We start from the raw sequence: 12,993 nt of genomic DNA, 5'->3' as shown, positions 1-12,993 counted from the left end.
GTGGTCAGGCCCCTGTCTTGCTCAGGGTGGTGGGCGCTTCGGCCTCTTCGTGGAATTCCAGTTTGCGGCGCCGGTTGGCGATGAGGCCTTCGGGACGGAAGCGCATGAGCAGGACGAGCGCGAGTCCGAAGGCGAAGAGCTGGTAGTCGCCGAGGAACTGGAGCTTGTTGGGGATCAGGAAGAGCAGGGAGGCGCCGATGAGCGGGCCTGCGATGGTGCCCATGCCGCCGAGGACGACCGCCGCGAGCAGGAAGGCCGAGTTGGGTGGCGTGGTGCCGGCGAAGAGGTACTGCTCGGGGGTGACGGTGTAGGTGACGTGGGCCTGCACGGTGCCGGCGAGGCCGGCGAGGGTGGCGCCGACGGCGAAGGCGATGAGCTTCACCCGGAAGCCGTTGATGCCCATGGCGAGCGCGGCGGTCTCGTCCTCGCGGATGGCGACCCAGGCGCGGCCGATGCGGGAGTCGCCGCTGCGTCGGAAGACGAGGACGACGACCGCGGTGATGATCAGCATCAGGAAGAAGTAGTTGGCGAAGCGGCCGATGGTGAAGCCGCCGATGTCGTGCTGTACGCCGAGGTCCAGACCGAGGATCTTGAGGTCGGGGATGGAGGAGACGCCGTTGGAGCCGTTGGTGAGGTCCGGCCCCGAGGTGCCGTCGAGGTTGTTGGCGGTGATGCGGAAGATCTCACCGAAGCCGAGGGTCACGATGGCGAGGTAGTCGCCGCGCAGTCGCAGGGTGGGGGCGCCGATCAGGACGCCGAAGACGAGCGAGGCGATGGCGCCGACGATGACCGCGGCCCAGAAGGGGAAGTGGACGTCGAACGGCGAGCTGGGGGAGCCGGAGACCAGGGCGGCCGCGTAGGCGCCGACGCCGAGGAAGGCGACGTAGCCGAGGTCGAGCAGGCCGGCGAGGCCGACGACGATGTTCAGTCCGAGGGCGACCGTGGCGAAGATGAGGATGTAGACGCCGAGGGTGGCGTACTGGTCGTCGGACTGGGTGAAGGGGAAGCAGGCCGCGGCGATGAAGGCGCCGCAGACGGTGATGTTCTGGTGCCGGGAGGTGATCTCGGTGGCGTGGGCGATCAGGCCGGCCTTGTGGAGGGCGGCGAAGCCGAGGCCGGCGGTGATGAGGAAGCCGACGAAGAGTTCGTCGTACTCGGTGCCGATGCCGTAGGTGAAGACGAGCAGGGCGATCGAGAGCATCGCGACGATGATCAGGATCTCGACGTAGGACGGCAGGGCCGGTACGGGGCGCGGGGTCCCGGTGGCGAAGGCCGCCCGCACGGTCTGCCAGTTGTGCGAGGTGGTGTGCTTGAACTGCTCCCAGCCGGTGTCGTCCGGGTCGAACGGGTCCGGCTCCGGGCGCTCGAAGGGCAGGGCGAGGGCGCCGAGGAGGGCGAGCAGGGTGGCACCGGCCGCGACGTAGCCGCCGGGCTCCAGGTTGACCAGGCCGCCGAGTTGGGCGCTGATCGCGATGATCGTGTACCAGGTGGTCGTGAAGGCGGCGAGAGCGGCGAACTTGAGCGCCGCGTCCGCTCCGGAGGGCGCCAGCCAGCCCAGGCCCTTGACGCCGTAGGAGGCGAGGCCGAAGAGGGTGGTGAGGGCGCCGGCGATCAGGACCAGGACCTGGAGGCCGCCCGGGTAGCCGTAGACGGTGAGGTCGCCGGGGAACTCGGAGGTCCAGGTCCAGGCGAGGAACGTGGAGACGACGGTGAGGACGCCGCCGCCGGTGGCGAGGGCGCGGCCGATGTGGGCGGGGATCCCGATGAGGCCGGAGGTGTTGCCCGCGGCGGAGGTGCCGGCGGACTTCGGTGCTGTGGTCTGTGTGGTCATCGGTGTCACGCCCTGTCCGCAACGCGTTCGCCGAGCAGGCCCTGTGGCCTGAACAGGAGTACGAGGATGAGGAGGATGAAGGCCCAGACGTCGGCCCAGGACTGGCTGCCGAGCTTCTCCAGACCGGGCACGTCGGCGATGAAGGCGGTGGCCAGGGTCTCGGCGACACCGAGGACGACGCCGCCGATCATGGCGCCGTAGATGTTGCCGATACCGCCGAGGACCGCCGCGGTGAAGGCCTTGAGACCGAGGATGAAGCCCATCCGGAAGTCGATGTCGCCGTACTTCAGACCGTTGGCGACGGCGCCGACGGCGGCGAAGAGGGCACCGAGGGCGAAGGCGACCACGATGATGCGGTCGGTGTTGACACCCATCAGCTTGGCGGTGTCCGGGTCCTGCGCGGTGGCCTGCATGCCGCGGCCGGTGCGGGTGCGCATTACGAAGAAGGCGAGGATCGCCATGCTGACCGGGGCGGCGACGAGCAGGAAGATGTCGCCGGTCTGGATGGTGACGCTGCCGATGTGGAACGGCCCGCCGTCGATCTGCGGGAAGCTGATCTTCGACTTGGCGCCGGGGTACCAGGCCCACACCGCCTGCTGGAGGGCGAGGGAGAGGCCGATGGCGGTGATGAGGGGCGCGAGGCGGGGTGCGCCGCGCAGGGGACGGTAGGCGAACCGTTCCGCCCCGACCGCCACGGTGACGGAGACCACCATGGCGCCTATGAGCATGAGCGGAAGGGCGATCAGCATGGAGGTGCCGTCGGGCAGGATGTAGAGGTAGACCGTGAGCGCGCCGAAGGCGCCGGTCATGAAGATCTCGCCGTGGGCGAAGTTGATGAGCTGGACAATGCCGTAGACCATTGTGTAGCCGATGGCGACCAGCCCGTACATGGATCCCAGTAGCAGGCCGTTGACCAGCTGCTGCGGCAGTTCGTTCACCGCATGTCCTCCGAGACTTTCGGAACTATCGACGGATGTGGCCGGATGCGAGTCCGCGCGGGGCGCCTGTGGAACAGCGCCCCGCGCGGCTCGTGATCACGTGATCAGTGGTGCGTGCGGTGGGTCAGCCGGTGTAGGTGCCGGACTTCACCGACTTCCAGGCACCGTTCTCGACGGCGTACACGGTGAGCTGCTTGTTGGTCGCGTCACCGAACTCGTCGAAGGAGACCTTGCCGGTCACACCGTCGAAGGAGACGTTCTGCATGGCGTCCACGACCTTGGCGCGGGCGTCGTCCGGAAGCTTGCCGTCGTTGTCCTCGACGACCTTCTTCACGGCCTCGATGATCGCCCAGGCGGAGTCGTAGGAGTAGCCGCCGTACGCCTCGTAGGCCTCCTTGTATCCCTCGGCCTTGTAGTTGGCGACGAACTCCTTGGCGGACGGGAGCTCCTCGACCGGGGCGCCGACGGAGGTGGCGAGGTCGCCGGTGCCGCTGGCGCCGGCGAGCTTGATGAAGTCGGCGCTGTAGATGCCGTCGCCGCCGACCACCGGGATCTTCGCGCCGGCGGCCTTGATCTGCTTGCTGAGCGGGCCGGCCTGCGGGTACTCGCCGCCGTAGTAGACGACGTCGGCGCCCGAGTTCTTGACCTTGGTGGCGACCGCGTTGAAGTCCTTGGTGTCCGGGTTGATGTGCTCGGTGCCGACGACCTGGCCGCCGAGCTTCTTGAACTCGTCGGTGAAGGTGGCGGCCAGACCGGCGCCGTAGGTCTTCTTGTCGTCGATGACGAAGACCTTCTTCTTCTTCGAGTCGTTGAAGACGTACTGCGCGGCGAACGGGCCCTGGATGGCGTCCGTGGTCGCGGTGCGGAAGTACGACTTGTACGGCCGGACCTTCTCCTTCTGCCAGTCCACGCCCTGGGTGAGGGCAGGGTTGGTGTTGGCGGGGGAGACCTCGACCAGCTTCGCGGTGTCGAAGACCTTCTGCATGGACTCGCCGACCGAGGAGTTCAGCGGGCCGACCACGCCGAGCACGTCGTCGTTGGCGACGAGTTTGGTGGCGTTCTGCTGGCCGACGGAGGGCTGGCCCTGGTCGTCGAGGGCCTGTATCTCGAACGTGACGCCGTCGACGTAGTTGTCCTTGTTGGCCGTCTTGGCGGCGAGGTCCACCGAGTTCTTGATGCCGAGGCCCAGCGCGGACAGGTCGCCGGTCAGCGGGGCGTCGACGCCGATGACGACGGTGGTGCCACCGCCGCCGCCGTTGCCGGAGTCCGAGCCGCCGTCGTCGTCGCGCGAGCCGCAGGCGGTGAGGGTGAGCGCTCCCGCCGCCAGAGCGGCGGTGATGGCGATGAGCGAACGTTGACGCACGATCAGTCCTTTCCCTGGCACAGCCGCTTCCCCGTGGAGGCGGCCGAGTCGAGCGCTGGGCCGAAGTGACAATCGGTGGCGCGGTGACTGGCCGTGACTCTAAGCGTGTGTGGGGAACGTGGAGGAGGGTCTGACACATGCTGTGACGCTCTTGTTATGACACGGGGTAATGCAGAGCGGTACTGGCTGGGAAGAAGGGCGGAATTCAGGCCGATTCGCCCTGTCCGCATGCTGAGAACCCGCAGGACTGGCCGCCACTGATCAGGCGTCTGGAGCGTTTTGGTGATTACCGGGATTCGTTGCTGCAGGCGACTTGCAGGGCGTCGGAGAGGTCCCGCGCATAGCGCGTCCCCAGGATGTAGCTGTGGGCTTGTATTGCGCGCGTATTACGCAGCGTTACAAGCAGAAAAGGGAGTGCGAGGTTCCGCGGTGCTTTTGCGCATTCCGTCACGCGCAGCGTGACGATGATCTTGCGGGCGGAATGCGCCTTTGTACGGAAAGGCGCGGCGGGCGACGCCGTCATCGCTATGCCGTCGTAGGGCTGGCCGAGCCGCGTCACGGTGACGGGCGGGCCGGCCCGCACGCTCAGCCGCACCGCGAAACGGAAGGCGCCGTGCGGGCCGGGCACCGCGTCCAGGTAGTCGACGTCGACCACCTGGGAGGGGTGCGGGGGCGGAGGAGCGGATGGCGGCTGCGGGCGGGTGGCGTACAGGTAGCCGCCCCCGGTCAGGACCGTGACGGCCGCCGTGGTCGCGAGGACCGCCAGGCGGTGACGGCCGTAGTACCGGAACGGCCGGACACGCCACCGGGGGGCCGAACGGGGGGCGTCCGGGATGGTCCGGTCGTGGGTGCCCTCGCCCGGCTCGACGGGGCCGGTGCCGCTCACTGCCACGGGCCCTCGGTCGGGCCGCCGTCGCGGTAGTGGTCGGCGCATTCCCGGGCCACCTGACGGTCGATCAGTTCGCGTGCCGGTCGCGGCCCTTGGGTCCGCTTCGTGGCCCACGCGGCGTCCACGACCTCCCGCAGGATGTCGTACTGCCGGTTGGACAGCCCCATCGACTGGTAGTCCCCGTACGGGGTGGCGCCGGCCAGCATCTCGCGTGCCCAGTAGCCGACGGCGCTCGTGCACAACTCCTCGCCGGTGAGCGGCGGTTGCGCCGTCCGGGACGCGGACGCCGGGGCGGAGGCACCGGTACCGCCCGTCTCCTCACCGGGGCCCGCGCAGCCGACCGCCGCTGCGGTGAGCGGCAGGGTCAGTGCGAGCGTGAGCAGCCCGGGTGCGAACCGGAAACGCCGAGTCGGCCACGCCCAGGAGGCCCCTCCCCGTCCCATGCTCCGAAGTTAGGACGCGCGGCGGCCCCGGAGCAATGCCGTGGCCGCCCCCGCGCCGCCCGGACGTCCGCTCAGCCCGCCGTGCCGGCCCGCTCGCCGTCGCCCGGCTTCAGGTCCCGCAGCATGCACGTCAGGCGGGCGGTGCACACCCTTCGGTCCTGCTCGTCGCTGATCACGATCTCGTACGTCGCCGTCGACCGGCCCCGGTGCACCGGCGTGGCCACGCCGGTGACGAGGCCGGAGCGGGCCCCGCGGTGATGGGTGCAGTTCAGGTCGACGCCGACGGCGATCTTGGAGCTGCCGCCGTGCAGCATCGAGCCGACCGAGCCGAGGGTCTCGGCCAGCACCGCCGAAGCGCCGCCGTGCAGCAGTCCGTACGGCTGGGTGTTGCCCTCCACCGGCATGGTGCCGACGACCCGGTCCGCCGACGCCTCCAGGATCTCGACACCCATGCGCGTGCCGAGGTGCCCGGCGGAGAAGAGGGCGGGCAGGTCGACGCCGAGCGCGGCGTACTCATCGATGACCTCCTGCGGGAACTGCACCTGCTGCTGCTCGCCCATGCCCGGCTCCGTTTCGTCGCTCCGTCTGTAAGGTCCGCCGCCCGGCCGCTGAGGGCCGCCGGCATGACTGAGCAAACGCTCAGTCGGTCGCCGATTGTTCCAGACGGACGATCACGGACTTGCTGGCCGGGGTGTTGCTGGTGTCCGCGGTGGCGTCCAGCGGCACCAGGACGTTGGTCTCCGGGTAGTAGGCCGCCGCACAGCCCCGGGCCGTCGGGTAGTGCACGACCCGGAAGCCGGGGGCGCGCCGCTCCACCCCGTCCTTCCACTCGCCGACCAGGTCGACGTACGCGCCGTCCCGGAGCTTCAGCCGGCCGGCGTCCTCCGGGTTGACCAGGACGACCCGGCGGCCGTTCCTGATCCCCCGGTAGCGGTCGTCCAGGCCGTAGATCGTGGTGTTGTACTGGTCGTGCGAACGCAGCGTCTGGAGCAGCAGCCGGCCCTCGGGCAGCTCGGGGTACTCGACCGGTGCGGCCGTGAAGTTGGCCTTGCCGGTGGCCGTCGGGAAGCGGCGCTCGTCCCGCGGGGCGTGCGGGAGGGCGAAGCCCGCGGGGTCGGCCACGCGCGCGTTGAAGTCCTCGAAGCCGGGGATCACGCGCCCGATCCGGTCCCGGATCGTCGCGTAGTCCTTCTCGAACTCCTCCCAGGGCGTGGCACTGCTCCCGCCCAGCACGCGGCGCGCCAGCCGGCACACGATCGCCGGCTCGGACAGCAGGTGCCTGCTCGCGGGCTCCAGCCGGCCGCGGGAGGCGTGCACCATGCCCATGGAGTCCTCGACGGTCACGAACTGCTCGCCGCCGCCCTGGAGGTCGCGTTCGGTGCGGCCGAGGGTCGGCAGGATCAGGGCGCGCGCACCCGTGACGGCGTGCGAGCGGTTCAGCTTCGTCGACACGTGCACGGTGAGACGGGCGCGCCGCATGGCCGCCTCGGTGACCTCCGTGTCGGGGGAGGCGGAGACGAAGTTGCCGCCCATGGCGAAGAAGACCTTCGCCTCCCCGTCGCGCAGCGCGCGGATGGCCCGTACGACGTCGTAGCCGTGGGCGCGCGGCGGTGCGAAGCCGAACTCCTTCTCCAGGGCGTCCAGGAACGCGGGCGCCGGGCGTTCGAAGATGCCCATCGTGCGGTCGCCCTGCACGTTGGAGTGGCCGCGCACCGGGCAGACGCCCGCGCCCGGACGGCCGATGTTGCCGCGCAGGAGGAGGAAGTTCACGACCTCGCGGATGGTCGGCACGGAGTGCTTGTGCTGGGTCAGTCCCATCGCCCAGCACACGATGGTGCGCTTCGACGCGAGCACCATGCGCAGCGCTTCCTCGATCTCCGCGCGCGTGAGGCCGGTCGCGGCGAGGGTCTCGTCCCAGTCGGCGGCGCGGGCGGCCTCGGCGAACTGCTCGAAGCCGTGGGTGTGTTCCTCGACGAACGCCTCGTCGACGGCGCCCCGGGTGTCGAGGATCAGCTTGTTGAGGAGCCGGAACAGGGCCTGGTCGCCGCCGATGCGGATCTGCAGGAACAGGTCGGTGAGCGCGGCGCCCGCGGTGAGTCCCCTGGGGGTCTGGGGGTTCTTGAAGCGCTCCAGGCCGGCCTCGGGCAGCGGATTGACGCTGATGATCTTCGCGCCGTTCGCCTTGGCCCGCTCCAGGGCGGAGAGCATGCGCGGGTGGTTGGTGCCCGGGTTCTGACCGGCCACGACGATCAGATCGGCCTGGTACAGGTCGTCGAGGAGGACGCTGCCCTTGCCGATGCCGATGGTCTCCGACAGGGCCGAGCCGGACGACTCGTGGCACATGTTGGAGCAGTCCGGCAGGTTGTTGGTGCCGAGCTCCCGTGCGAAGAGCTGGTAGAGGAACGCCGCCTCGTTGCTGGTGCGCCCGGACGTGTAGAAGACCGCCTCGTCGGGCGAGTCCAGCGCGGCGATCTCCTCGGCCACGATGTCGAAGGCCCGCTCCCAGGTGACCGGTTCGTAGTGCTCGCCGCCCTCCGGCAGGTACACGGGGTGGGTGAGCCGCCCCTGCTGCCCCAGCCAGTAGCCGCTGCGGGTGGCGAGGTCGGCGACGGAGTGCGCGGCGAAGAACTCCGGGGTGACCCGGCGCAGGGTGGCTTCCTCCGCCACGGCCTTGGCGCCGTTCTCGCAGAACTCCGCCTTGTGCCGGTGGTCCGGCTCCGGCCAGGCGCAGCCCGGGCAGTCGAAGCCGTCCTTCTGGTTGACGCTCAGCAGCGTCAGGGCGGTCCGCTTCACGCCCATCTGCCGCTGCGCCATCCGCAGGGTGTGGCCGATGGCCGGGATGCCCGCCGCCGCGTGCTGCGGTTCCGTGATCCGCGGCGCGTCCTGAACCGGATCGCCCTTGGGCGGTTTGGTGGCCATCGCGCGCTCCTTCGCGTACACGTGTGAGGTACGTCTCCGATCCTCGCACGGCCCACCGACAGGCAGGCCGGGCGGGCCGGGGCGCGGGGTCGCCGTGGGGCGGCGCCGGGTCCGTGCCACCGGCGAGCGCGGGGCCGAGTGTCGGTGGTCCGTGGCAGGATCGGGGACGTGGCAGAGACAGCAGCGAAGAAGACCGACAACACCTCCGGCGGCCGTCCGCGCCTGATGCTCATGGACGGGCACTCACTGGCGTACCGCGCGTTCTTCGCGCTGCCCGCGGAGAACTTCACGACCGCGACGGGCCAGCCGACCAACGCGATCTACGGCTTCGCGTCCATGCTGGCCAACACGCTGCGTGACGAGGCTCCCACGCACTTCGCGGTGGCGTTCGACGTCTCCCGCAAGACCTGGCGGTCGGAGGAGTTCACCGAGTACAAGGCGAACCGCTCCAAGACCCCGGACGAGTTCCGGGGCCAGGTCGAGCTGATCGGCGAGCTGCTCGACGCCATGCACGTGCAGCGCTTCGCCGTCGAGGGCTTCGAGGCCGACGACGTCATCGCCACGCTCGCCACCCAGGCCGAGGCCGAGGGCTTCGACGTGCTGATCGTCACCGGCGACCGGGACTCCTTCCAGCTGGTCAGCGACCGCACCACCGTCCTCTACCCGACGAAGGGCGTCTCCGAGCTGACCCGCTTCACGCCGGAGAAGGTCTTCGAGAAGTACGGCCTGACGCCCGCCCAGTACCCCGACTTCGCGGCGCTGCGCGGCGACCCGTCCGACAACCTGCCCGGCATCCCGGGCGTCGGCGAGAAGACGGCCGCGAAGTGGATCAACCAGTTCGGGTCCTTCGCCGAGCTGGTCGAGCGCGTCGACGAGGTCAAGGGCAAGGCCGGGCAGAACCTGCGCGACCACCTGGAGTCGGTCAAGCTCAACCGCCGCCTCACCGAGCTGGAGCGCCGCGTCGAGCTGCCGAAGACGGTCACCGACCTGGAGCGCACGGCGTACGACCGCAAGGGCGTCGCGATGATCCTGGACACCCTGGAGATCCGCAACCCGTCGCTGCGGGAGCGGCTCAACGCCGTCGACCCCGGCGCCGAGGAGGCCGAGGCCGCGCCGGTCGTCGCCGACGGCGTGGAGCTGGACGGCACGGTGCTGGGCACGGGCGAGGTGGCCGGCTGGCTCGCCGAGCACGGCACGGGAACCCTCGGCGTCGCGACGGTCGACACCTGGGCGCTGGGCACCGGCTCGGTCGCCGAGGTCGCGCTCGCCGCGGCCGGCGGGCCGGCCGCCTGGTTCGACCCGACCGAGCTGGACGAGGCCGACGAGACGGCGTTCACGGCCTGGCTGTCCGACGCGGACCGACCGAAGGTCCTCCACAACGCCAAGGGCGCCATGCGCGTCTTCGCCGAGCACGGCTGGACCGTCTCCGGCGTCGGCATGGACACCGCACTCGCCGCGTACCTGGTCAAGCCGGGCCGACGCTCCTTCGACCTGGACGCGCTGTCCCTGGAGTACCTGCACCGCGAGCTGGCCCCCGCCGCCGCGGCCGACGGTCAGCTGGCCTTCGGCGCGGACGACGGTGCCGAGGCCGAGGCGCTCATGGTGCAGGCCCGTGCCATCCTCGACCTGGGCGAGGCCTTCGAGGGACGCCTGGCGGACGTCGGCGCCGCGGACCTGCTGCGCGACGTGGAGCTGCCCACATCTGCACTGCTGGCCCGCATGGAGCGGCACGGAATCGCGGCCGACCGCGAGCACCTCCAGGCGATGGAGCAGATGTTCGCGGGCGCCGTGCAGCAGGCGGTGAAGGAGGCGCACGCGGCGGCCGGCCGGGAGTTCAACCTCGGCTCGCCCAAGCAGCTCCAGGAAGTCCTCTTCGGCGAGCTGAACCTGCCGAAGACCAAGAAGACCAAGACCGGCTACACCACGGACGCCGACGCCCTGGCCTGGCTGGCGGCCCAGACGGACAACGAACTGCCGGTGATCATGCTCCGCCACCGGGAGCAGGCCAAGCTGCGCGTCACGGTGGAGGGCCTGATCAAGACGATCGCCGCCGACGGCCGCATCCACACCACGTTCAACCAGACGGTCGCCGCCACCGGCCGCCTCTCGTCCACGGACCCGAACCTGCAGAACATCCCGGTCCGTACCGACGAGGGCCGCGCGATCAGGCGCGGGTTCGTCGTCGGCGAGGGCTTCGAGTCCTTGATGACGGCCGACTACAGCCAGATCGAGCTGCGGGTGATGGCCCACCTCTCCGAGGACGAGGGCCTGACCGAGGCGTTCACCTCCGGCGAGGACCTGCACACCACCGCCGCCGCACAGGTCTTCTCGGTGGAGCAGTCCGCGGTGGACGCGGAGATGCGCCGCAAGATCAAGGCCATGTCCTACGGCCTGGCGTACGGTCTGTCGGCCTTCGGCCTCTCCCAGCAGCTGAACATCGAGGCAGCCGAGGCCCGCGGCCTGATGGACGCCTACTTCGAGCGGTTCGGCGGTGTGCGGGACTATCTGCGCAGGGTCGTCGACGAGGCGCGGGCGACGGGGTACACGGCGACGCTCTTCGGCCGCCGCCGCTACCTGCCCGACCTCAACAGCGACAACCGTCAGCGCCGTGAGGCGGCCGAGCGGATGGCCCTGAACGCCCCGATCCAGGGCACGGCGGCCGACATCGTCAAGATCGCCATGCTCAACGTGGACAAGGCGCTGCGCGAGGCCGGCCTCGCCTCCCGGATGCTGCTCCAGGTCCACGACGAAATCGTCCTGGAGATCGCTCCCGGCGAGCGCGCGGCGGCGGAGGAGCTGGTCCGCCGCGAGATGGCGAACGCGGTGCGGCTGAGTGTCCCCCTGGGCGTCTCGGTGGGCTCGGGCCCGGACTGGGAATCGGCAGCGCACTAGCCTCCGGCGGTTGGGCGGTTGGGCGGTTGGGCGGTTGGGCGGTTGGGCGGTTGGCGGTTCGTGCTCGGTGCTCGGTGCTCGGTGTTCGGCGGGTGCGGGCCGGCCTGTGCGCTGCGGCAAGCGGTGCCGCACGGGATCGGTCGGCCCGGAGTGGGCGATCGGGTGGCTGCGCCCGCGTCCGGGGCCGGTCCGATCTCGGGCCGGCCCGCACGGCGCAGGGCGGCTCGGCCCGGTTCCGGTCCCGTGCCGCCCGGTCCGCCCGCCCCCGTCCGTACACCTGCCCGTCCCCGCCCGTGCCCCGCTCCGCGAGGAGCCGTCACTCAGGTGGCCCCCGCGAAAGGGCCCCCCGTCCCCGTCTCCCGTAAGGATGCGGGCATGGGTATACGCATGCTCCACCACCGGACGACACCGGCACGGGCAAGCACCGACCGACCCGCCCGCGTGCCACTCCTCCCGGTCCCGGTCTTCGCGCCGGGCGCAAGTACCGGCCGCACCCCCACCAGCCTCGCGACGGCCCTGCGCCGTACCGCGACGGACCTCCGCCGCAGGCTCACCCGCCACGTCGACCGCGACGCGCCCCCGCCCGGCCCGCTCGCCCGGCACGTGTGGGCCGACCTGGCCCGCGGCTACCTGGCGCTCGCCCTCACCCTGCTGCCGCGGACCCGGCCCGCCCGCAGCTTCACCGTGTTCGTCGCGAGCGCCGACACCCTCAGCGCGCGACCCGGCGGTCCGGCTGCCTACCGACGCCTCCCGGCCTGGTGGGAACCGGGGCCGGACGCCACACCCTGACCCCCACGGCGTAGAGCAGCAGCCCGGGGGCGAGCCCCGCGCCCGCTCCGAAGCACACCGTCGGGATCAGCTCCCAGGGTTTCGCCACGTCTCCCCAGTAGGCCCACCAGCGGACCGCCCGCTGCACCGCCCCGACCACGGCGCACCCGCCGAGCACCGCCGCGGCCCACCACCGGTCCCCGGCCGAAAGGACCGGGACGCCCAGCGGTTCGGCCCGGGGAGCCCGGCGCAGCGCCCGCACCAGGAACACGGCGATGACGACGGCGGCCACGGCGGAACCGCCGTACTGGAGGTACCAGTAGAGCGGCGAGCCCGCGATCTCCCGCCCGAGGACCGGGAGCACCCGCATCCCCCAGCGGTCGAGGTGCGTGAACGCGTCCCACACCACGTGGGTCAGCGCCCCCAGCACGGCCGACACGTACCACCGCAGGACGAGGGGCGCGTCCACGCGCGCGCGTGGCGTCCCGCAGCGCAACAGGGCGGCGGCACGGCCCTGCCGGGCCCGCGGCAACAGGGCCACCAGCGGTTCACGGAGCAGCAGCCACACCCTCACCAGGACCCAGGCGATGACCACGTCGACGGTGAGGACACCCGGGAAGGAGTGCGTGACGTCCCCGAACTCCATCGCCCCGGACACGAAACTCGCCGCGTAGTAGGTGATGTCGGGTGAAAAGGATCCCGCCACGAGTACGGCGGGTACCAGCCGGCCCCGGCCGGTCCCGTCGCGCCTCACCGCGGGCAGTACGGCGACCGCATGACTGAGGGTGAAGGGCAACAGAACTCCTCGTATGGCCAACTGGTGAATATCGGGCACGAATGGGTGCCCGTGCAAAGCAAGTTGTCGTAGGGTCGCCTGCGGCACCGTACTGGTCGAACAGACGGACACCGCACGGGGAAGGTTGCGGTGCAACCATCGACGCGTACCGATC

The 12,993-nt window shown here is 70.8% G+C and carries 10 protein-coding genes; 2 read left to right on the top strand and 8 right to left on the bottom strand.

Features of this window, described 5'->3' with window-relative positions; genetic code table 11:
• Positions 1-4 precede the first annotated feature (4 nt).
• From ACZ6EG_RS01150 to ACZ6EG_RS01120, 7 genes are all read right to left on the bottom strand, one after another.
• The gene (locus ACZ6EG_RS01150) at positions 5-1,831 is read right to left on the bottom strand and encodes a branched-chain amino acid ABC transporter permease (protein WP_391967599.1); all 1,827 of its coding nucleotides are present in this window, start codon (positions 1,829-1,831) and stop codon (positions 5-7) included.
• A 5-nt stretch (positions 1,832-1,836) separates the two neighbouring features.
• Positions 1,837-2,769, bottom strand: coding sequence for a branched-chain amino acid ABC transporter permease (locus ACZ6EG_RS01145; RefSeq protein ID WP_391967598.1), 933 nt, complete (start codon positions 2,767-2,769; stop codon positions 1,837-1,839).
• Positions 2,770-2,893: 124 nt separating this feature from the next.
• The gene (locus ACZ6EG_RS01140) at positions 2,894-4,132 is read right to left on the bottom strand and encodes a branched-chain amino acid ABC transporter substrate-binding protein (protein WP_391967597.1); all 1,239 of its coding nucleotides are present in this window, start codon (positions 4,130-4,132) and stop codon (positions 2,894-2,896) included.
• A 286-nt stretch (positions 4,133-4,418) separates the two neighbouring features.
• Positions 4,419-5,018 carry a Tat pathway signal sequence domain protein gene (locus tag ACZ6EG_RS01135; RefSeq protein ID WP_469600573.1) on the bottom strand — a complete coding sequence of 200 codons (600 nt, stop codon included), beginning with the start codon at positions 5,016-5,018 and terminating at the stop codon, positions 4,419-4,421.
• Positions 5,015-5,464 carry a hypothetical protein gene (locus ACZ6EG_RS01130; RefSeq protein WP_469600570.1) on the bottom strand — a complete coding sequence of 150 codons (450 nt, stop codon included), beginning with the start codon at positions 5,462-5,464 and terminating at the stop codon, positions 5,015-5,017. The genes ACZ6EG_RS01135 and ACZ6EG_RS01130 overlap by 4 nt, the downstream gene beginning before the upstream one ends.
• Before the next feature lie 71 nt (positions 5,465-5,535).
• Positions 5,536-6,024 carry a PaaI family thioesterase gene (locus ACZ6EG_RS01125; RefSeq protein ID WP_469600568.1) on the bottom strand — a complete coding sequence of 163 codons (489 nt, stop codon included), beginning with the start codon at positions 6,022-6,024 and terminating at the stop codon, positions 5,536-5,538.
• A 79-nt stretch (positions 6,025-6,103) separates the two neighbouring features.
• Positions 6,104-8,383 carry an FdhF/YdeP family oxidoreductase gene (locus tag ACZ6EG_RS01120; RefSeq protein WP_391967593.1) on the bottom strand — a complete coding sequence of 760 codons (2,280 nt, stop codon included), beginning with the start codon at positions 8,381-8,383 and terminating at the stop codon, positions 6,104-6,106.
• 168 nt (positions 8,384-8,551) lie between these two features.
• On the opposite strand from ACZ6EG_RS01120, the gene polA reads away from it, so the two are divergent.
• Together polA and ACZ6EG_RS01110 are read left to right on the top strand one after the other, a co-directional pair.
• Positions 8,552-11,275, top strand: a complete 2,724-nt coding sequence (polA, locus tag ACZ6EG_RS01115) for a DNA polymerase I (protein ID WP_391967592.1) — start codon at positions 8,552-8,554, stop codon at positions 11,273-11,275.
• Between the two features lie 375 nt (positions 11,276-11,650).
• The gene (locus ACZ6EG_RS01110; RefSeq protein ID WP_391967591.1) at positions 11,651-12,064 is read left to right on the top strand and encodes a hypothetical protein; all 414 of its coding nucleotides are present in this window, start codon (positions 11,651-11,653) and stop codon (positions 12,062-12,064) included.
• Here the strand turns inward: ACZ6EG_RS01110 and ACZ6EG_RS01105 are convergent.
• Entirely contained in the window at positions 11,985-12,839 is an 855-nt protein-coding gene (locus ACZ6EG_RS01105; protein WP_391967590.1) for a DUF4184 family protein, read from the bottom strand. The two genes, ACZ6EG_RS01110 and ACZ6EG_RS01105, sit on opposite strands and share 80 nt — an antisense overlap.
• Between the last annotated feature and the right edge of the window lie 154 nt (positions 12,840-12,993).

Source organism: Streptomyces sp. NPDC041968, assembly GCF_055589025.1.
The sequence above is the reverse complement of the archived record's forward strand: the minus strand, read 5'-3'. Positions and strand labels throughout refer to the sequence as shown.